This is a genomic window from Kitasatospora albolonga, from assembly GCF_039535905.1.
Classification (GTDB): Bacteria; Actinomycetota; Actinomycetes; order Streptomycetales; family Streptomycetaceae; genus Kitasatospora; species Kitasatospora albolonga.
Genome location: NZ_BAAAYB010000053.1, coordinates 1 through 18,473 on the forward strand (window position 1 = coordinate 1; position 18,473 = coordinate 18,473).

Sequence of the window (18,473 nt, forward strand, 5' to 3'; positions counted from 1 at the left end):
GAGCGCGCGACCGAGTTGGACATCAAGGGTCGCTCATCGATGACCAGGGACGAGCTGCTGAAGGCGGTCACCAAGGCCGTGAAGCCGAAGCGCCGCCTCAAGGCGGTCTCCTGAGCAGCGGTCAGGGGTTCCCCAGCCAGACGGTGGTGGACGTTGCAGAACTCCCGGATGCCGTGGCCCGCCAACTCCCGTCCGTAGCCGGAGTTCTTGACCCCGCCGAAGGAAGGGCCGGGTGCGAGGCGGTCATCCCGTTGAAGAACAGCCCGCCGGCCACCAGCTCCCGCAGGCAGTACTCGCGCTCCTCGGGGTCCATGGTCCAGATGTTCGAACTCAGGCCGTACGGTGTGGCGTTGGCCAGCTCCACGGCCTCCGCGAGGTCGTGCACCCGGTAGAGGGTGGCGACCGGGCCGAAGGTCTCGGCGGTGTGGACCAGCATCTCGGGGGAGACCTCGGTGAGCACGGTCGGCGGGTAGTACCAGCCCCGCTCCGGGACGCCGGCCCGGTCGCCTCCGGTGTCGGCGGTGGCGCCGCTGCCGCAGCGCGTCCGCCACCAGGGCGGCCAGGTCGTCGCGGCCCTGACGGGTCGCCAGCGGGCCGAGGTCGGTGTCGGCGTCCATCGGGTCGCCGACCTTCAGCGCGCGCATCGCCTGGGTGAAGGCGGCGGCGAAGCGCGGGTAGACCTCCTCGTGCACGATGAACCGCTTGGCGGCGATGCAGGACTGGCCGTTGTTCTGGATCCGGGCCTTCACGGCGGTGGCCACCGCGGCATCGACGTCGGCGCTGGGCAGCACCAGGAACGGGTCGCTGCCGCCGAGCTCCAGCACGGTCTTCTTCAGCGCGTCCCCGGCCGCCGCGCCGACCGCCCGTCCGGCGCCCTCGCTGCCCGTCAGCGTCACCGCCGCCACCCGGGGGTCGCGGATCACCTGCTCGACCTGGTCCGAGCCGATCAGCAGGGCCTGGAAGACCCCGGGCGCCGCGCCGGCCCGGCGGAACAGGTCGGGCCAGGGTGAGGGCGGTGCGCGGCACGTTGGAGGCGTGCTTGAGCAGTGCGACGTTCCCGGCCATCAGAGCCGGGGCCAGGAAGCGGACCACCTGCCAGAGCGGGAAGTTCCACGGCATCACCGCGAGCACCACCCCGAACGGGCGGTAGCGGACGTACGCGAAGGCGGCCCCCGGAGTCCGCCACGTCCTCGTCGGCGGGGCGCTCGTCGGCGATCAGCGCCGCGCCGTGGTCGGCGTACCAGCGCAGTGCCTTGGCGCACTTGGCGGCCTCGGCGCGGGCCTGGGCGAGCGGCTTGCCCATCTCGGTGGTGACGGTGACCGCGATCCGGTCGCGTTCGGCGTCCAACAGCTCGGCGGCCCGGCGCAGCAGGCCGGAGCGCTCCTCGAAGCCGGTGGCCCGCTGGAGCACCGCCGCCTCGGCGGCCCGGCCGAGGGCCAGTTCGAGCGCGTCCCGGCCCAGCGGCTCGAAGGTCTCCAGGGTCTCGCCGGTGGCCGGGTTCACGGTCGCGATCACCATCGTGCACCTCCGTGGGGCGTCAGGGGGATCAGGGGGCTCAGGCCGGGTGGTCGGCGATCCGCTCGGCGGCCTCCCGGGCGCGGGCGCCGCTGCGGGTGCGGCCGGGGGCCACGTGGCGGTACGGGAAGCGGCGGACGTACTCGGCCTCCAGCTGGCCGCAGCGGAGCGTGTGGCGGCTGAGCGCCTCCTCGGAGCCGTACAGGAAGGTCTCGTGGCGGGTGCGGTGCAGCTGCTGGAGCTCGCGCAGCAGCAGGCCGGTCTCCAGCTCCGCGGCCGGGGACGCCGAGCGGGCGGGTTCCCGGGCGGCGTGGGGGTGGTGGGCGTCGGGGCGGGGTGTCGGGGTGCAGCATGGACGCCTCCTCGGCGTTCGGCCCCCCTGGGTACCGACTGCCCCCGTCCCACACCGGGAAACGGGCAAGTGGGTGCAGAAGGTGCAGAACCAGTTTCCCCGCCAGCCCCGAGGGCACCAGCAGCCACATGGATCCCGTGCAGGCACTGGAGCGGATCGCCTACCTGCTGGAGGTCGAGCAGGGCGAGGCCTACCGGGTGCGCGCCTTCCGCCAGGCCGCCGAGGCGGCCCGGGCCTTCCTCGCGCAGACCCCCGACCCGGCCGCGCTGGCCGCGAAGGGGAGCGGGGCTGCCCGGCATCGGGACCACCAGTGCCCGGGTGATCGCCGAGGCGGCGGCCGGGCGGACGCCGACCTACCTCGACGGGCTGGAGCGCCGGGTGACGCCGCCCCGGGCGGCGGGACGGGGCGGCCGCCGATCTGGCCGCCGCGCTGCGCGGGGACTGCCACCTGCACTCCGACTGGTCCGACGGCACCGTGCCGATCGAGCGGATGGCCCGGGCCGCGATCGAGCTCGGCCACCAGTGGGCGGTGCTCACCGACCACTCGCCGCGGCCTCACCGTCGCGCACGGCCTGAGCGCCGAGCGGCGCTGCGCCAACAGCTGGACGTGGTGGCCGGGTTGAACGAGACGCTGGCGCCGTTCCGGCTGCTCACCGGCATCGAGTGCGACATCCTCGACGACGGTTCACTGACCAGGAGGACGAACTCCTGGACCGGCTGGACGTGGGTGGTCGGCTCCGTGCACTCCAAGCTGCGGATGGACCCGCTGCCGATGACCCGCCGTCTGCTGGCCGCCGTGCGCAACCCCCGGATGGACGTGCTCGGCCACTGCACCGGGAGGCTGGTCGGGTCCAGGACCCGGCCGGAGTCCCGCTTCGACGCCGAGAAGGTCTTCGCCGCCTGCGCCGAGAGCGGGCACCGCCGTCGAGATCAACTGCCGCCCCGAGCGCCGGGATCCGCCGTCGCGGCTGATCGCGCTCGCGGTCGAGGCCGGGTGCCTCTTCTCGATCGACACCGACGCGCACGCCCCCGGCCAGCTCGCCCTGGCAGCCCTACGGCTGCGACCGGGCGGCCGCCGCCGGGATCACCGCCGAACGGGTCGTCACCACCTGGACGGAGCGTCAACTCCTCGACTGGCGCGGGATGAGTGAGCAGCCCGAGGTGGTGCACACCGAAGTCGGCGGGCGGCGGCTGCGGTTGACCCACCTGGAGAAGGTGCTCTACCCGCGGTCGGGTGGACCAAGGCCGAGCGGTGCACTACTACGCCTCGTGTGGCGCCGAGGGCGCTGCCGCACCTGGCCGGGCGGCCGGCCTCCTTCCTGCGCTTCCCCGAGGGCGTCACCGGGCAGCGGGTTTCTGGGCCAAGCGGGTGCCCGGCGGGGCACCGGACTGGCTCACCACGCTGGACGTCGAGCACCGGGAGGGGACGTTCCGTCAGGTGGTGGTGGCCGACCTGCCGACGCTGGTCTGGGCGGCCAACCTCGGGGGCGCTGGAGCTGCACGTCCCGCAGTGGCGGGGCGCCCCCGAGCAGCACGACCGGCTGGGTGATCGACCTGGACCCGGGCCGGGGACCACGGTGGTGGAGTGCTGCGCCGTCGCGCTGGCGGCCCGTCGGCTGCTCGCCGCCGACGGGCTGACGGCCTTTCCGAAGACCTCCGGGGCCAAGGGACTGCACCTGCTGGTGCCGCTGCACCCCGTGCCCGAACGGGCCGCCACCGACTACGCCCGGCGGCTGGCCGGGCAGTTGCGGGCGGCGGCGCCGGGGCTGATCGTCGACCGGATGGAGAAGTCGCTGGCGCCGCGGCCGGATCTTCGTCGACTGGTCCCAGAACACCAGTGCCAAGACCACCGTCGCCCCCTACTCCCTCCGGGCCGGCGAGCGTCCTCTGGTCTCCACCCCCGTCCCCTGGACCGCCGTGGAGTCCTGCCGCCACCCCACTGAGCTCGAGTTCACCCCCGAGCAGGTCCTCGCCCTCCCCGAGGACCCGATGGCCGCCCTCACCGCCCCTCGCCACCTGGGCCGACTGCCCGGTGCGTAGCGCGGCTTGTGTGAGGGGACGAACGCGCGTCGGTCGGCGGGTGGGGCGGGGCCGGCTGGTGGACTGAGGGGATGTCAGAGCGACGGGCGACGTGGATGTTTCCGGAGGGGCACGCGAAGGCGCGGCTCGGGCCGGTGCTGTTGGTGCTGACCTTCGCCGGGGGGCTGGTGGACGCGGTGAGCTTCCTGGACCTCGGGAAGGTGTTCGTGGCCAACATGACCGGGAACGTGGCCTTCCTCGGGCTGGCGCTGGCCGGGGTGTCGGAGCTGTCGGCGCCCGCCTCGGGGACGGCGCTGGGGCGGGTTCCTGTGGGGGCGGCGGTGGCGGGCCGGTGGGGCGGGAGCGGCTGGCGCTGGTGGTGTGGGTGCAGGCGGGGCTGGTGGCGGTGTCGCTGGGGCGGCTGTGGCTGGACGGCGGGCGGTACGCGGTGCTGGTGCCGCTGGCCCTCGGGATGGGACTGCCAGAACGGCGTGGTGCACAGCTCGCGTGCCGGACCTGGCGACCACGGTGGTGACCAGGACGCTGGCCGGGCTGGGCCGCCGACGGGCGCCGGGGCGGCGGCCCGGCGGCGGGTGCTGAGCGTGGTCCGCGCTCTTCCTCGGCGCGCTGTGGCCGGCGGCCTGCCTGCACCTGTGGGTCGACCCGCGCTCGGCACTGGGCGGAGTGCTGGCGCTGCTGGTGGAGTGGCCGCCTGGGAGACGGCCGCGCCCCGGCGGACCAGGAGGTCGGCCGGGGCGGCGGGCGGGATGACGGCGCGTCAGAGCAGGTCGGGTGGACCAGTAGTACCAGAACCTGTCGAGGATCAGCAGGGCGATCACCGCGTACCAGAGGGCCGGGACGGCCCCAGTGGTAGCGGGCGGCCTCGCGGACCACCGGCTTCAGGGGCTTCGGGACGGGGAATCACGCCGCTGCGCAGGTTGTGCAGGGTGGTGTACCAGAACAGCGGGATCATCGCGGCCCAGACCACCATGCAGTACGGGCAGAGCGCGCCGATGGAGTAGAGCGTCTGCGTCATCAGCCAGGTGACGAAGCCGATCCCGAACAGCACCCCGGCCTGGAGCCCGAGCCAGAACCAGCGCCGGTAGGCCGCGCCGGCCAGGATGCCCGCGCCGACGGCGGTGACACCGCGAAGGCGGCCAGGCCGATCAGGGAGTTGGGGAAGCCGAAGACCGAGGCCTGGTCACTGGTCATCACCGAGCCGCAGCTGATGATCGGGTTGATCGAGCAGCTGGGGACGTAGGACGGGTCCTGGAGGATCTTGATCTTGTCCCAGGGTCAGTACCGCGGAGGCGGCCAGCCCGAGCAGTCCCGGTGACGACGAACAGCCAGGCGAGTTTCCGGCCCGCCGCGACCGGGGCCGTCACTTGGCCGCCGTGGTCTGCTCGACCAGGGCCTTGAAGGCGTCGCCGGTGATCACCTTGTTGTCCGGGAAGACGTTCAGCTGCTTTGCCGTCCAGCAGCACCGAGGGGGTGCCCGAGACGCCGGAGTCGTCGAAGGCCTTGGAGACCTTGGCGACCCACGGCAGGTAGGTGCCCTCGTTGACCGCCTTCACGAAGGCGTCGGTCTTCAGGCCGGGCACCTTGTCGGCCAGGTTGAGCATCGCCTCGGCGGAGCCGAAGCCGTCCTTGCTCTCGTCGGGCTGGTTGGCGTAGAGCACGTCGTGGAAGGCCTTGAACTTGTCCACGCCCTCGTTCAGGGCGGCGGCCGTCGCGTTGAGCGCGGTCTTGGAGCCCTTGCCGCCGAGGTTGCGGTCCAGGAACGTGGCGAAGTGGTACTCGATCTTGTAGGTGCCGTCGTCGGCCAGCTGCTGGATGGTCTTCCCGGCGCTGGTCTCCAGCTTCTCGCAGATCGGGCAGCGGAAGTCCTCGTAGACCGCGAGGGTGTGCGGGGCGTCGGCCTTGCCGTAGGTCACCACGGTGCCGTCGCCGGTCGCGTTGGCGGGGACCACCAGCGGGCCGCTCGCGGCGGAGGTGTCGGAGGAGCCGCCGGTGGAGGCGACGGCGGCGGCGATGCCGCCGACCAGGGCGAGCACGAGGGCGGTGGAGACGCCGACCACGACGCGGCGGCGGGTCTTCGCGGCCTTCTGCTCGCGGGCGTGCTGCTCGCGCATGCGGGCGGTGGCGGACTGGTTCTGCTTCTTCTGCTGGTTGCTGCTCATGGCGGTGCGTCGGTTCCTGTCGCTGCGGAGGTCCTGGGGCGGGCGCGCCGGTCGTGCGGAAGGGCGCGCGGGGCGAGGGCCTGCGGGTGACGGGACGTCAGGGGTGACGGGTGGTCAGCAGGCCTGGGCGCACGCCGGGGGGCCGCGGCGCAGCGTGGGCCTCAGCAGGACGTCCTCGGCCGGGATCCGTTCGCGGGTCGAGGAGGGGATGGGCAGCCGGAGCACCGGGCGGGCCGGGAGCGGCGTCACCAGGCGGAGGAACCGCCAGGCGCCGGCGAGCAGTTCGCCGAGGGTGCGGCCGGCGGCGGCCTGGCCGCGCAGGGCGGATTCGCCGAGGCGCAGCGCCCAGGCGGCCAGCACGGCCACCAGCAGGTGGCCCGCGAGCACCGGGATGCCGGCCAGCGGGGCGGGGGTGGAGCCGGGGTCGAGCAGGAACTCGCCGATCGAACCGCCGGAGCAGACCAGCGGCTTGAGGCCGCCGAGCGGCGGTGCGCCGGGGCCGGTGCAGGCCTGCTGTCCGAGGTCGAAGACGGCGCCGACGGCCAGCTGGGTGGGGAGCAGCACCGCGAGGATGCGCGCGAAGCTGCGGTTGGAGCCGATGAAGGCGTGGCCCACGGCGTAGACGGCGGCCGCGGCCACCGCGACGGTGGTCAGCGGCAGGGCCCGGCCGGTCAACAGGACCTGGCCGAGGGCGGCGAGGGGCACCACGAGTGCGGTGAACACCGCGGCCCGCGTCGCCCTGGTCGCCTGACTGCCCTTCATGACGATCGAGTCTGCCATGCGGCGGGGGCCTCGCGGGGCGTCTGTGAGTGGCTTCACGGTTGTTCGCTGCGTATAAGGACGGGCGGCGCTGACCTGCGGGAAGGTGCCCGGCCGGGCCGCGTAGGATGGCTCGATGCCGATTCCCAAAGCCGAACTGCACCTGCACGTCGAGGGCACCCTGGAGCCCGAGCTGGCCTTCCGGCTGGCCGAGCGGAACGGGGTCGAGCTCCCCTTCGACGGGGTCGAGGAGCTGCGGGCCGCCTACCGCTTCGACGACCTCCAGTCCTTCCTGGACCTCTACTACCGGCTGATGGACGTCCTGCGCACCGAGCGGGACTTCACCGAGCTGGCCGAGGCCTACCTGGAGCGGGCCGCTGCGCAGGGCGTGCGGCACGCGGAGATCTTCTTCGACCCGCAGGCGCACACCGCCCGGGGCGTGGACATCGGCACGGTGATCAGGGGGCTCGGCGCGGCGCTGGACCGCAGCGAGGGCCGGTACGGGATCACCACCCGGCTGATCCTCTGCTTCCTGCGCGACGAGAGCGCCGAGTCGGCGCTGGCCACGCTGGCCGCGGCCGAGCCGTACCTGGACCGGATCACCGCCGTCGGCCTGGACTCGGCCGAGGTGGGGCACCCGCCGGTGAAGTTCGTCGAGGTCTACCGCCGGGCCCGCGAGCTGGGCCTGCGGGCGGTCGCGCACGCGGGCGAGGAGGGCCCGGCCTCGTACGTGTGGGAGGCGCTGGACCTGTTGCGGGTGGAGCGGATCGACCACGGGCTGCGCTGCCTGGAGGACGAGGAGCTGGTGGAGCGGCTGGTGCGGGAGCGGATCCCGCTGACGGTCTGTCCGTTCTCCAACGTCCGGCTGCGCTGCGTGGACACGCTGGCCGACCATCCGCTGCGGCGGATGCTGGACGCCGGGCTGGTCGCCACCGTGAACTCGGACGACCCGGCCTACTTCGGCGGCTACGTGGACGAGAACCTGATCGCGACGGCGCAGGCGCTCGGTCTGACGGTGGACCAGCAGTACCTGCTGGCGCGCAACTCCTTCGAGGCGAGCTTCCTGGACGAGGAGGCCAGGGGCCGCTACCTCGCCGAGCTGGAGGCCCACCGGAGCGCCTCGCGGTAGCGCTTGGGCCGAGCGGGTGAAGGCCGCGCGCGGCGCGGGTGTCGCGCCCTCGGCGGTGCGGCGGGCCGGTCTACTGTGGGCGCATCGCCCGGTGGAGTGGCCGAGTGGCGAGGCGACGGCCCGCAAGGCCGTTCACAGGGGTTCGAATCCTTTCTCCACCTCGGACGCGTGATGGTGGGCCGCCGGCCGTGCGGCCCACCATCGGTGCGTCCGGGCTCAGTGCGGGACCACCTCAGTACAGGACCACGGAGAGCCGGGCCGGGCCGGTCGGGGTGGTGGTGTCGCAGAAGTAGTTGACCGCGCGGTGGCTGTCCACGTACGCCTGGCCGGCCGCGTGGCAGGAGGCGGCGGTCGGGTAGACGCCGACGTAGGTGTAGCTGAACGCCTGTGCGGCCGGAGCGGTGAGCAGGGCGGTGCCGGTGGTCAGGAGGCCGGCCACGGCGACGGTGGAGAGTGCCTTGCGGAGCGACATGAGTGGGTTTCCCTCCCTCGGGTGAGCGCCGGGGTCCTCGTCCCTGCGCTTCGTCGAGGAGCCTCCTCCGAATGTGAAGACGGAGCAATGGTAGAGACCAATTCCGACCGGAAGTATGCGGTGGTTCGGTGAAGGCGCAGGTCGCGGGCGCAGCTGACGGGAAGACGATCATTTTCCGGACAGTTCTTGCACTGTCCGGCACCTGACAGGCCGTCAGCAAGGGCCCTCGGTTAAATCCGGTGCGCCGGGCCGGACGCGCTCGCTAGGCTCGCGGCACTGACCGGGCGTCAGCCCGCTCCGCGCGGGCGGCGTCAGCCCGCTCCGCGCGGGCGGCGCCAGACCGCACACGAGGGGAGCCACGGCCATGCGCGAGCACAGCGCCGTCCACGCTCCCCGGGGCCGGTCAACGGTGATCCTGGTGTCTCGCGCCGCCCGGTGCCGGCTGCGCGCCCCGCACCGCAGGCCCGGGACGACCCCGGCCCGCCCGCACGCCCGCTGAGGCCTGCGGCCGGCCGCGTCCGGGCGAATCGCGCCGTCCTGTCCGGGAACTCCCCGAAAGGCCAACGGCCGTGCGAACCGAGCGACTTCACCACACCGAGCATGACCTCACCACCGTCCGCAACCTGGGCATCCTGGCCCACGTGGACGCCGGGAAGACCACCGTCACCGAACGCGTCCTGTACGCCACCGGCACCACCCACCGGCGCGGCGAGGTCCACGACGGCACCACCGTCACCGACTTCGACCCGCAGGAGCGCGACCGGGGCATCACCATCTTCGCCGCCGCCGTCACCTGCACCTGGGCCGGCCACCGGATCAACCTGATCGACACCCCGGGCCACGTCGACTTCGCCGACGAGGTGGAGCGCTCGCTGCGCGTGCTGGACGGCGCCGTCGCCGTCTTCGACGCGGTGGCGGGAGTCGAACCGCAGAGCGAGGCGGTCTGGCGGCAGGCCGACCGGCACGGCGTGCCCAGGATCGCCTTCGTCAACAAACTCGACCGCACCGGCGCCGACTTCGACGCCGCGGTGGCCTCCATCCGGGACCGGCTGCACACCGTTCCGCTGCCGGTGCAGCTGCCGATCGGCCGCGAGGGAGGCTTCGCCGGCGTGGTGGACCTGCTGCGGATGACGGCGCTGCTCTGGGCCGACGGGGCAGAGACCGCCGCGCAGGTCGAGATCCCGGCGGAGCTGCGCGCGGAGGCGGAGCTGCGCCGACGTCAACTGGACGAGCGGGTGGCCGAGTTGCACCCCGGAGCGTTCGATGAGTACTGCGTGGCAGGGGAGTTGGGCGTCGGGACGCTCACGGCCGCACTGCGCGACCTCACCCGTGAGGGCGCCGCCGTGGTGGTGCTCGGCGGCTCGGCCTACAGGAACCGGGGCGTGGAGCCCCTGTTGGACGCGGTGGTGGCCTACCTGCCCTCACCGCTGGACGTCCCGCCGGTGCGCGGCACCGTCGACGGCCCGGACGGCCACGGCACGGCCGTCCGGCCGCCCGATCCGGCGGCGCCGTTCGCCGGGCTGGTCTTCAAGGTGCAGGCGGCGCCGACCGGCCGGCTCAGCTACCTGCGGATCTACTCCGGCACCCTCAGGAAGGGGGACACCGTGCTCGACACCACCACCGGCCGCACCGAACGGGCCGCCCGCATCCTGCGGGTCCGCGCCGACCGGCACACCGACACCGCCGAGGCGGTGGCCGGGGACATCGTGGCGCTGATCGGCCCGAAGGCGGCCCGCCCCGGTGCCACCCTGGCCGCCCCGTCGGCGCCCCTGGTGCTCGAACCCCCGCGCACCGCCGAGCCGGTGGTCTCGGTGGCGGTCGAGGCGCGGCTCGGCGCCGACACCGACCGGCTGGCGGCCGCGCTGGCCAGGCTCACCGAGGAGGACCCGTCCCTGACGGCGCGCACCGACCCGGAGACCGGGCAGACGGTGCTCTCCGGCATGGGCGAGCTCCACCTCGAGGTCGCGGTGGAGACGCTCCGCCGGGTGCACACCCTGGACGTCACCGCAGGGCGGCCCCAGGTCGCGTACCGGGAGACGGTCGGACGGGGCGTCAGCGGCCAGGTGCACCGGCACGTCAAACAGGACGGTGGATCGGGGCAGTTCGCGCACGTGGTCCTGGACGTCGAACCGCTGCCGGCGGGGGAGGGGCCGGGCTTCGAGTTCCGCTCCACCGTCACCGGAGGGCGGGTGCCGGCCGAGTACGTCCGGGCGGTGGAGGCCGGCTGCCGGGACGCCCTGGTGGACGGACCGCTCGGCGGCCACCCCGTCACCGGTCTGCGGGTCACCCTGACCGACGGGGCGACCCATGTGAAGGACTCCTCGGAGCCCGCCTTCCGCACCGCCGGGCGGAACGGGCTGCGGGAGGCCCTGCGGGCCTGCGCGATGGTCCTGCTGGAGCCGGTCGCCGAGGTCACCGTCACGGTGCCCGAGGAGGCCGTCGGCACGGTGATCGGCGACCTGTCCGCCCGGCGCGGCCGGGTCACCGGCTCCACCGCGCGGGCCGGTACGGCGGTGGTCACGGCCGCTGTGCCGATGGTCGAACTCTTCGGCTACGCGACGCGGTTGCGCAGCCGGACGCAGGGCCGCGGCTCCTTCACCGCGCGCCCTGACGGCTACGCACCGGCCTGAGCGGGGGTAGGGGCGCGAGGAACTGCGCGCTGCGGGAGTCACTGACTCGACTGCCGGGTGCGGAGAATCACTTGCAAGTGAGCATCCGTACCCGGCAGATGGTCGGCTTCTTCCGCTTCGCGCAGTTCCTCGCGCCCCTGGGGCAGCCACCTTCGCCCCGCTTCGTCAGACCGGGCGGGGCACCCAGCCGGCCTCGTCCCAGGCGCGGAGCTGGGCGGCCTTGGGCGTGGCGGCGAGGGTGGCCACGGCCGGGCCGCCGAGCAGCAGGGTGCTCGGGGTGTCCGGGCGGAAGGCGGGCCAGGTGAGGGAGTTCGGGCTGCCCGGGTGGCCGTGGCGGGCGAAGGAGGCGATCAGGTCGATGAAGGTGTCCGAGACCCGGCGCTCCAGCGGGCCGTCGCCGAACTCCGGTGCGTTGGCCGGCGTGGCGAAGGTGCCGAACAGGAACGGCGAGGTCGCCTCGTGCGGGGTGCCGAACCACGGCGCCCGCACCGGGTGGGTGAACTCCAGTCGGTGGTGCGGGCGTTCGGAGCGCTGGGCACGGCGCTCGGCGAGACGGACGATCAGGTAGCGGAACAGGCCGTCGCCGTGGATCTCGGTGAAGAGCGAGAGCGGGTCGGCGGCCCGGCCCTCCGCCGTGGCGGCGGCCCGGTAGGCGGTGACCAGCTGCTCGGCCAGGCCGGCGGGCGGTCGGGCCGCGCCGCGGAGCAGGTACCGCCGGACGGTGTCCAGCAGTTCGGCATCGGTGGTGGGCGTCGGCACCGGGGTCGGGGAGCCGGGGCCGGTGAAGAAGGAGCCCTCGGTGGCGGCGTTCACCGAGAGCACCGGCAGCCCCGGGTCCGGGAGCTGGTGGTCGTAGCCGCGCATCCAGCGGCCGTCCACCACCGGCCCCCGGTACTCCCGGCCGCTGGCCAGCGGCCGGGAGTCGGCCGGACCGGCGAACAGGCCGTCCCAGGCGTCCCGCAGGGCCGCGGCCGGTATCTCCCGCAGACCGGGAACGGTGGTGCCCAGCTTGGCGGCCACCGTCTCGAAGGCGGTCCGGGAGTCCTCGGGCGTGAGCGCCAGGGCCGGGGCCCAGACGTGCGCGGCGCTGATCGGCACGATCCGGCGCAGCAGCGGCCGGACCTCCGGCAGCAGGGCGAGCTGCCAGGTGGAGGACCCTCCGGCGGAGGTCCCGACCAGGGTGATGTTGCCCGGATCGCCGCCGAACGCACGGGCGTTGGCCGCCACCCAGCGCAGCAGGGCGGCCTGGTCCTGGAGGCCCCAGTTGGCGAACGACCCGGTGCGCGGGTCGTCGAGCCGCTCGTGCAGGCCGAAGCCGAAGACGCCCAGGCGGTAGTTGAAGGTCACCACCACCAGATCGCCGCGCTCGGCCAGCCGCGCACCGTCGTAGGTCGGCAGGCTGCCGGCCCCCAACTTCCAGCCGCCGCCGTGCACGTAGACCAGCACCGGGCGGGCGCCGGTGACCCCGGGGGTCCAGACGTTGGCGTACAGCGAGTCCTCGCTGCTGCCCGGCAGCACGGTCTGGAAGGAGGGCGCCGAGAAGACGGTCGCCTCCCGCACGCCGTCCCAGGGCTGCGGCGGGCGCGGCGAGGCGAACCGCAGCGGCCCGACCGGGGGTTGCGCGTACGGGACGCCGCGGAAGACCGCCACGGCACCGGCCGCCGCGCCGCGCACCCAGCCGGCGGTGGTGCGGGCCAGTGGGACCGCGGTGGCGGTGGCCAGCTCCTCCTCGGACTCGGCGGCCGCGGGCTGCGAGGTCACCGTCGCGACGGCCGTCGTGGCGGCGGCGGTGGCGAGGGCGCCGGCGGACAGGAAGGTGCGGCGGGACGGGCCGGGCGATCGCATCACGGGCTCCTCGGGCGACACGGTGACCCGGCCGAGTCTGCGACGCCTCCGGCGGGAGCTCCATCGGCACCGTGGCACTCCGTCAGATCCCGCGGGCCGCCCCGTCCACGAGGCGGCCCCGGGGGAGAGCGCGAGGGCTCACGGCACCGCCGGGGCGGTGACGCCCGCGTGCCGGGCGTACCCGTCGTCGCCGTCGCTGTCGGAGTTGACGCTGGTGGTGATCGAGGAGGCGCCGTAGGCGACGATGCCCAGGATGATGAAGACCACCAGCAGGGCCCGGCCCGAACTGCCCATCACCAGCGGGCGGGTGGCCGAGACCGGGCCGCTCCCGGGCACCGTGTCGAGGGCGTCCTCGCCGAACAGGCCCTTCGGGTAGGCGGAGCTGAGCATCAGGAAGTAGGCCTGGTAGCGGAACCGGTAGCGGGTGATGGCCGCGGTGGCCTCGAAGAGCGGCCGCGGCATCCGGCCGAGGACCAGCACCACCAGCCAGCTGATGAAGCCGACCGCCCACCAGCCGCTCATCAGCACGCCCTGGATGATCGCGGCCGGGATCACCAGGACGAGGCGGAAGAAGACCGCCAGCCGGTTCAGCTCACCGGGCCGCACCTCCGTCCGGACGGGGTGCTCCGGCGCGTCGAAGCGGAACGGCGGGTAGGAGTCCACCAGCAGCATCAGGTACGACTCCAGCCGGACGCCGTACGCCACGTACCCGGAGAGGAAGCCCGCCGCGAACTCCGGCAGCCGGCCGGTGAACAGGGCGCCGAACCAGCCCAGCACGGCGACCACGAAGGCCACGATCGACAGCAGCCAGAACACGATGAACTGCGGGATCAGCAGCAGCATCCGGAAGAACACGGTGAGCCGGCTCTGCCGCCCGGGCTCCGGCACGTCCATCGCGGGCAGCCACTCCCGGCCGCCCGCGGGCAGTGTCGCGGATGCGTCCCACATGCTGTCTCCCTGAGGCCTCGTCAGCTTCCCCCTGCTCCGAACATCGCAGGAGCGGAGGCCGCCCGCCCGCCGGACTGGCCCGAACGGGCTCGGCGGGGCGGGGCCGGGTGGGCCGGGCCGGGCGGGGCCGGACCCGGTGGGCCTCAGGAGTGCCCGGCCTCCAGGTCCAGCAGCTGCCGCTTGCGGTCGAGCCCGCCCGCGTAGCCGGTGAGCGAGCCGTCCGCGCCCACCACCCGGTGGCAGGGGCGGACCACCAGCAGCGGGTTGGCGCCGATGGCCGCGCCGAGCGCGCGGACGGCGGCCCGGGGGAGGCCGGCCTGATCGGCCAGCGCGCCGTAGCTGGTGGTGGAGCCGTACGGCAGCCGCTCCAGCGCGGCCCAGACCCGGCGCTGGAACTCGGTGCCCCGGGAGGTGAACTCCAGGTCGAAGCCGTCCGACCCGCCCGCGAAGTACGCCCGCAGCTGGCTCGCCACCTCCCGGAAGGCGGCGGCGTCCTCGACCCAGTCGGGCCGGACCACGGCCGCGTTCCGCTGGCCGGTCATCGAGACCGAGGCGAGCGCCAGACCGCCCCTCGCGGTGGCGGAGTCCTCGCCGACCAGCAGCAGCGGGCCGCAGGGGCTGTCGAGGGTGGTGTAACGGGTGGTCACGTTCTCTCCCGGGGACGGGTCCTTGCCTACGCTCCCCACTCTGCCCGGGGCGGACCCGCCCGACCGGCGGAAATGCGACATCGCGTCAGGAGCCGGCGCCGCCGCGGAAGAGGTGGCGCAGGCGCTCGGCGAACTCCTCGTTCTCCTGCCGGCGGTGCTCCTGGTGCTCGGCCTTCACCGCCTCCTCGGCCCTGTGCTGGGCCATCCGGACCTCGGCCTCGACCTCCTCGGAGGGGATCCGGGCCACCTCGCCGCCCAGCCGGGCGGCGATCTCGTCGGCGGCGGCGGGATCGGTCTCCTTGACCGAGGCGACCAGCAGGTTGCCGCCGTCGTCGACCAGGGCGCTGATCACCGTCAGGCCCTCCAACGCGTCCTGCGCGTCCTTGCTCTCGGAGGCCGAGCCCAGCACCGCCCCGGCGCCCAGCCCGAGGGCCAGCCCGACCGGGCCGCCGAGCAGGCCGAGCAGCGCCCCGACGGCGCTGAACGCCATGGTCCGGCGCCCGGTGTCCGGCGTGAAGCTGTCGGCGATGTCGAGGTACCCCTCGGCGGAGCGCTGGAGGATCGCGGCCCCCGGCCACCCCCGGCAGGCGGGTGACGTCGTGGAAGGCCTCGAAGGTGTGGGTCGGGTCCTTGAAGGTGTAGAAGAGGACGTTGTCGTCACCGGACATGTTCTGACTGCCCCTCACGGCTGGACGCGGGTCACCCCGTTACCGCTCCGACGCTAGCCGGGCCGCGCCCGCCGCGCCCCCTCAGGGAGCGGGCGGCTGCACCGGACGGCCCTGACGGGCGCTCACCACCATGGCGTAGGTGCCGCCGACGGCGGAGACCAGCCCGGCGAAGGCGGTGATCAGCTCGGCCACGGAGGGGCCGTCGTCCGGGGCGGCCGTGGCGGAGGCGGGGGCGGGCAGCACCACGAAGACCGTGGTGGCCGGTGCCGGCGTGACGGGTGCGGCCGTCGGTGTGGTCGGCCCGCTCGTGACCGCCGACGTCGTGACCGCCGACGTCGTGACCGCCGGCGTCGTGGGCGGCTGGGTGGACGGCGGCTGGGTGAGCGGCGGCTGCGTCGCGGGAGTCGCCGGCAGGGCGGTCTGCGGTACGCCGCTGGTGCTGGGGCCGGGGACGGCGCCCGAGGGCCCGCCCGAGCCGCCCGGCAGCAGGCCGAGCACCCCGACCGCCAGCGCGGCCAGCCCGGCCGCGAGCAGCAGCGCTCCTACGGTCATCAGGCCCCGCCCCGACGGCTTGCTGATGCTGCGCATGGTCGTCCCCCGTCCCCCGTGCCCCTCGGCGGTCCCCCGACCCCCGGCGGCGCGCCGGGCAAGGCCGGTGGTCTGTCTATCCCATGAGGGAGCGTCAGGTCCACCGCGATCCCGCGCCCCGGGCGGCGTCACACGGCTGCCCCCTCGGCGGTCGCGGATCCGCCGCCGGGTCGGGAGAGTGGAGGGAGCGGTCGAGGAGAGGAGCGCAGCCGTGGTCACCCGTCAGGGCCTGTCCAACCGCGCCCTCGCGCTCTGGCTGCTCGGCGTCACGGCCCTGGTGCTGTACCTGGGCGAGTTCACCGGCACCTCGATCCGGATGGTCGGCCTGCTGGCCTTCCTCCCCGCCCTGGCCGCCGCCTTCTGCACCGTCCCGCAGACCGCCTTCACCGCCTGCTGGACCCTGGTCACCGTGGCCGCGGCGCTGTTCGGGTACAACCCGCGCGAGCTCGGCGACTCGCTCCTGATGATCGGACTCACCGCCGCGATCGGCGGCCTGTCGGTGACCGGCAGCTGGTACCGGATCCGCCGCGAGGAGGAGCTGCTGCGGCTGCGCTCCACCGCCACCGCCATGCAGCAGCGCATCCTGCGCCCGCTCCCGCAGCGCACCGCCGACCTGCTGGCCGAGGGGGTCTACGAGCCCGTCCAGGAGGACAAGCTGGTCGGCGGGGACATCTACGACGTGGCCGCCTCCGCGCACGGCACCCGGGTGCTGATCGGCGACGTCCAGGGCAAGGGCCTGGCCGCGATCGGGGTGGCCTTCGCGGTGATCGGCGCCTTCCGGGAGGCCGCGCACCGGGAGCCGACGCTGGCGGGGGTGGCCGAGGCGCTGGAGGCGGCGGTGGTGCGGCACAACGCCTACGCGGCCGAGCTCGGCGAGAGCGAGCGCTTCGCCACCGCCCTGGTGCTCGGCTTCGACGGCACCGACACCGCCGAGGTGGTCGGCTGCGGGCACGAGGCGCCGTACCTGCTGCGGCCCGAGCGCGCGCCGCTGGCCGTCCCGCTGGCGGAACCGGGGCTGCCGCTCGGCCTCGGCGAGCTGGCGGACGGGCCGCGTCCGGTGGGCCGCTTCGGCTTCCCGCCCGACGCCACCCTGGTGCTCTGCACCGACGGCCTCACCGAGGCCCGCTCCGCCGACGGCACCTTCTTCCCGCTGGCCGAACGGCTGGCCGCGGCCCGTGGCCTGCAGCCGGGCCGGCTCGCCGACCACCTGCTGGCCCAGGCCCAGGCGTACACGGCGGGCCGCCAGCAGGACGACATCGCGATCCTGACGATCCGTCGGCCCTGACGCCCCGTCCGGTCCGCGCGGTCACCGGTCTGGACCAGCTGCTGATGGCGTACGCTCACGCTTCAGCGCTGCCATCGAGGGGGTGGTGGGCACCCGTACGAGCAGTCAGGAGACAGCACCGTGAGCGCGATCTCGGACACGGACCTCGACGAGCACCCGGAGCGGGCCGGGACGCCGCCGGAGGGCGCACGGCAGGAGCCGCCGCCCGGGGAGTCGCCGACCGCCTGGATCCGTCGCGCCGCCCACGAGTACGGTCCGGCCCTGGCCGTCTACGGCACGGTGAAGCTGACCGGCTTCACGGTCTTCATGTGGCTGCTCGGCTGGTCCGGCGACTACCTCGCGAACAACCCCCGGTTCGGCGGCGGCGCCAAGCCCTGGGACGTGGTGGGCGGCTGGGACGGCTGGTGGTACCAGCAGATCGCCGTCAACGGCTACCACCCCGCCCCGATCAAGGTGATCGGCCCGCCGCCGTTCGAGTTCGAGCAGAACTCGGTGGCCTTCTTCCCGCTCTACCCCGGCGCCATGAAGCTGGTCTCCGCCGTCACCGGCCTCGGCCCGTACGGGGCCGGCATGGTGGTCTCGATCCTCGCCTCCTTCGTCGCGGCCGCCGGGATCTACGCCCTGACGGCCCGTCTGTTCGACCGCCGCACCGGCGTCATCGCCGCCGCCGTCTGGGGGTTCTTCCCCGGCTCCGGCGTCGAGTGGGCGGTCTACTCCGACTCGCTGTTCGTCGCGCTCGCCGCCTGGTCCTGCTACCTGATCGTGGAGCGCCGCTGGCTGGCCGCCGGGGTCACCGTCTTCGTCGCCGGGCTCAACCGGCCGACCGCCGCCGCCCTGGTCGCCGCGCTCGGGGTGGCCGCGCTGATCGCCCTCTACCAGCGTCGGGACGGCTGGCTCGGGCCGGTCAGCGCCCTGGTCATCGCCCCGCTCGGCTTCGTCGGCTACCTGGCCTGGGTGAACTGGCGGATGGGTGACTGGGGCGGCTACTTCAAGCTCCAGAAGGGCGCCTGGCTGCACTTCTTCGACTACGGCGACCACACCTTCACGGTGCTGAAGACGCTCCTCCTCGGCAAGGGCGTCTACGCCTTCACCTATCCGACCGAGGACATGATCGCGCTCTTCCTGGTGCTCCTGCTGCCGCCGCTGCTCTTCCTGCTCGTCCGGCTCAAGGTCCCGGTCTTCCTACTCGTCTACACCGCGGTCACCATCGTCCTGGTGCTCGGCAGCTCCCAGATCTTCGGCAACACCTCCCGCTACCTGTTGCCGGTCTTCCCGCTCTTCCTGCCGATCGCGGTGGCGCTGCGCCGCCTCTCCCTCCCGGCCCTCGGGGCCCTGGTGGGATGGGCGGCGATCGCCTCCGGCTGGTACGCGGGCTATGTCCTCTTCGAGCTGGGCATCCCGTAGACCGGACGGCTCAGCGGCCGGCTCAGCGGCT

At 74.1% G+C, this 18,473-nt stretch carries 16 protein-coding genes, 1 tRNA gene and 4 pseudogenes; 10 read left to right on the forward strand and 11 right to left on the reverse strand.

The features are described 5' to 3' along the window. Nucleotides 1–121: 121 nt before the first annotated feature. A pseudogene (locus ABD946_RS13000) lies at nucleotides 122–1,519 on the reverse strand (aldehyde dehydrogenase family protein). Between the two features lie 37 nt (nucleotides 1,520–1,556). Continuing rightward, complete coding sequence (locus ABD946_RS13005; RefSeq protein ID WP_345283165.1) at nucleotides 1,557–1,937, reverse strand: DUF6158 family protein; 381 nt, start codon at nucleotides 1,935–1,937, stop codon at nucleotides 1,557–1,559. A gap of 421 nt (nucleotides 1,938–2,358) precedes the next feature. Here ABD946_RS13005 and ABD946_RS42660 point away from each other — a divergent pair, with 421 nt between their 5' ends. The 5 genes and pseudogenes from ABD946_RS42660 to ABD946_RS13030 all read left to right on the forward strand — a co-directional run bounded on the left by ABD946_RS42660 (nucleotide 2,359) and on the right by ABD946_RS13030 (nucleotide 4,909). Next, nucleotides 2,359–3,015, forward strand: a complete 657-nt coding sequence (locus ABD946_RS42660; protein ID WP_425558604.1) for a hypothetical protein — start codon at nucleotides 2,359–2,361, stop codon at nucleotides 3,013–3,015. Nucleotides 3,016–3,139: 124 nt separating this feature from the next. After that, nucleotides 3,140–3,583 (forward strand): annotated as a pseudogene (gene ligD, locus ABD946_RS13015) (non-homologous end-joining DNA ligase LigD); the annotation flags it as partial. 94 nt (nucleotides 3,584–3,677) lie between these two features. Further along, nucleotides 3,678–3,764 (forward strand): annotated as a pseudogene (gene ligD, locus ABD946_RS13020) (non-homologous end-joining DNA ligase LigD); the annotation flags it as partial. Between the two features lie 21 nt (nucleotides 3,765–3,785). Beyond that, nucleotides 3,786–3,908, forward strand: a complete 123-nt coding sequence (locus tag ABD946_RS13025) for a hypothetical protein (RefSeq protein WP_345283167.1) — start codon at nucleotides 3,786–3,788, stop codon at nucleotides 3,906–3,908. 95 nt (nucleotides 3,909–4,003) lie between these two features. Continuing rightward, nucleotides 4,004–4,909, forward strand: coding sequence for a YoaK family protein (locus ABD946_RS13030; RefSeq protein ID WP_345283205.1), 906 nt, complete (start codon nucleotides 4,004–4,006; stop codon nucleotides 4,907–4,909). Here the strand turns inward: ABD946_RS13030 and ABD946_RS13035 are convergent. From ABD946_RS13035 to ABD946_RS13045, 3 genes and pseudogenes are all read right to left on the reverse strand, one after another. Then, nucleotides 4,894–5,171 (reverse strand): annotated as a pseudogene (locus tag ABD946_RS13035) (vitamin K epoxide reductase family protein); the annotation flags it as partial. The gene ABD946_RS13030 and the pseudogene ABD946_RS13035 sit on opposite strands and share 16 nt — an antisense overlap. Next, complete coding sequence (locus tag ABD946_RS13040; protein ID WP_345283169.1) at nucleotides 5,099–6,067, reverse strand: DsbA family protein; 969 nt, start codon at nucleotides 6,065–6,067, stop codon at nucleotides 5,099–5,101. The gene ABD946_RS13040 and the pseudogene ABD946_RS13035, both read right to left, overlap by 73 nt. Nucleotides 6,068–6,181: 114 nt before the next feature. Continuing rightward, entirely contained in the window at nucleotides 6,182–6,847 is a 666-nt protein-coding gene (locus tag ABD946_RS13045) for a hypothetical protein (RefSeq protein WP_345283171.1), read from the reverse strand. Nucleotides 6,848–6,962: 115 nt separating this feature from the next. Between ABD946_RS13045 and ABD946_RS13050 the strand changes: the two genes are divergently transcribed. Both ABD946_RS13050 and ABD946_RS13055 read left to right on the forward strand, forming a co-directional pair. After that, the gene (locus ABD946_RS13050; protein WP_345283172.1) at nucleotides 6,963–7,955 is read left to right on the forward strand and encodes an adenosine deaminase; all 993 of its coding nucleotides are present in this window, start codon (nucleotides 6,963–6,965) and stop codon (nucleotides 7,953–7,955) included. Between the two features lie 90 nt (nucleotides 7,956–8,045). Then, nucleotides 8,046–8,116, forward strand: a tRNA-Cys gene (locus ABD946_RS13055). A 71-nt stretch (nucleotides 8,117–8,187) separates the two neighbouring features. On the opposite strand, the gene ABD946_RS13060 is transcribed toward ABD946_RS13055, so the two are convergent. Next, the gene (locus tag ABD946_RS13060; RefSeq protein ID WP_345283174.1) at nucleotides 8,188–8,427 is read right to left on the reverse strand and encodes a hypothetical protein; all 240 of its coding nucleotides are present in this window, start codon (nucleotides 8,425–8,427) and stop codon (nucleotides 8,188–8,190) included. A gap of 569 nt (nucleotides 8,428–8,996) precedes the next feature. Between ABD946_RS13060 and fusA the strand changes: the two genes are divergently transcribed. Further along, nucleotides 8,997–11,057 (forward strand): elongation factor G, encoded by a 2,061-nt coding sequence (gene fusA / locus ABD946_RS13065; protein WP_345283175.1) that lies wholly within the window; start codon nucleotides 8,997–8,999, stop codon nucleotides 11,055–11,057. A gap of 165 nt (nucleotides 11,058–11,222) precedes the next feature. On the opposite strand, the gene ABD946_RS13070 is transcribed toward fusA, so the two are convergent. From ABD946_RS13070 to ABD946_RS13090, 5 genes are all read right to left on the reverse strand, one after another. Then, nucleotides 11,223–12,902, reverse strand: a complete 1,680-nt coding sequence (locus ABD946_RS13070; RefSeq protein ID WP_345283177.1) for a carboxylesterase family protein — start codon at nucleotides 12,900–12,902, stop codon at nucleotides 11,223–11,225. Nucleotides 12,903–13,040: 138 nt separating this feature from the next. Beyond that, entirely contained in the window at nucleotides 13,041–13,850 is an 810-nt protein-coding gene (locus ABD946_RS13075) for a DUF4389 domain-containing protein (RefSeq protein ID WP_345283179.1), read from the reverse strand. A gap of 143 nt (nucleotides 13,851–13,993) precedes the next feature. After that, complete coding sequence (locus tag ABD946_RS13080; RefSeq protein WP_345283181.1) at nucleotides 13,994–14,497, reverse strand: methylated-DNA--[protein]-cysteine S-methyltransferase; 504 nt, start codon at nucleotides 14,495–14,497, stop codon at nucleotides 13,994–13,996. Between the two features lie 85 nt (nucleotides 14,498–14,582). Further along, nucleotides 14,583–14,987 carry a hypothetical protein gene (locus ABD946_RS13085; protein ID WP_345283183.1) on the reverse strand — a complete coding sequence of 135 codons (405 nt, stop codon included), beginning with the start codon at nucleotides 14,985–14,987 and terminating at the stop codon, nucleotides 14,583–14,585. Between the two features lie 259 nt (nucleotides 14,988–15,246). Then, nucleotides 15,247–15,753 carry a hypothetical protein gene (locus ABD946_RS13090; RefSeq protein ID WP_345283185.1) on the reverse strand — a complete coding sequence of 169 codons (507 nt, stop codon included), beginning with the start codon at nucleotides 15,751–15,753 and terminating at the stop codon, nucleotides 15,247–15,249. 211 nt (nucleotides 15,754–15,964) lie between these two features. Here ABD946_RS13090 and ABD946_RS13095 point away from each other — a divergent pair, with 211 nt between their 5' ends. Beyond that, nucleotides 15,965–17,038 carry a PP2C family protein-serine/threonine phosphatase gene (locus ABD946_RS13095; RefSeq protein ID WP_345283187.1) on the forward strand — a complete coding sequence of 358 codons (1,074 nt, stop codon included), beginning with the start codon at nucleotides 15,965–15,967 and terminating at the stop codon, nucleotides 17,036–17,038. Nucleotides 17,039–17,158: 120 nt separating this feature from the next. Continuing rightward, nucleotides 17,159–18,442 (forward strand): glycosyltransferase family 39 protein, encoded by a 1,284-nt coding sequence (locus tag ABD946_RS13100; protein WP_345283189.1) that lies wholly within the window; start codon nucleotides 17,159–17,161, stop codon nucleotides 18,440–18,442. Nucleotides 18,443–18,473 lie beyond the last annotated feature (31 nt).

What these genes read in the sequence shown, in the direction of transcription:
- ABD946_RS13040 (WP_345283169.1), bottom strand. Translation starts at nt 6,067, where the DNA reads ATGAGCAGCAACCAGCAGAAGAAGCAGAACCAGTCCGCCACCGCCCGC.
- ABD946_RS42660 (WP_425558604.1), top strand. Translation starts at nt 2,359, where the DNA reads ATGGCCCGGGCCGCGATCGAGCTCGGCCACCAGTGGGCGGTGCTCACC.
- ABD946_RS13070 (WP_345283177.1), bottom strand. Translation starts at nt 12,902, where the DNA reads ATGCGATCGCCCGGCCCGTCCCGCCGCACCTTCCTGTCCGCCGGCGCC.
- ABD946_RS13050 (WP_345283172.1), top strand. Translation starts at nt 6,963, where the DNA reads ATGCCGATTCCCAAAGCCGAACTGCACCTGCACGTCGAGGGCACCCTG.
- ABD946_RS13090 (WP_345283185.1), bottom strand. Translation starts at nt 15,753, where the DNA reads ATGCGCAGCATCAGCAAGCCGTCGGGGCGGGGCCTGATGACCGTAGGA.
- ABD946_RS13030 (WP_345283205.1), top strand. Translation starts at nt 4,004, where the DNA reads ATGTTTCCGGAGGGGCACGCGAAGGCGCGGCTCGGGCCGGTGCTGTTG.
- ABD946_RS13075 (WP_345283179.1), bottom strand. Translation starts at nt 13,850, where the DNA reads ATGTGGGACGCATCCGCGACACTGCCCGCGGGCGGCCGGGAGTGGCTG.
- ABD946_RS13045 (WP_345283171.1), bottom strand. Translation starts at nt 6,847, where the DNA reads ATGGCAGACTCGATCGTCATGAAGGGCAGTCAGGCGACCAGGGCGACG.
- ABD946_RS13060 (WP_345283174.1), bottom strand. Translation starts at nt 8,427, where the DNA reads ATGTCGCTCCGCAAGGCACTCTCCACCGTCGCCGTGGCCGGCCTCCTG.
- ABD946_RS13085 (WP_345283183.1), bottom strand. Translation starts at nt 14,987, where the DNA reads ATGGCGTTCAGCGCCGTCGGGGCGCTGCTCGGCCTGCTCGGCGGCCCG.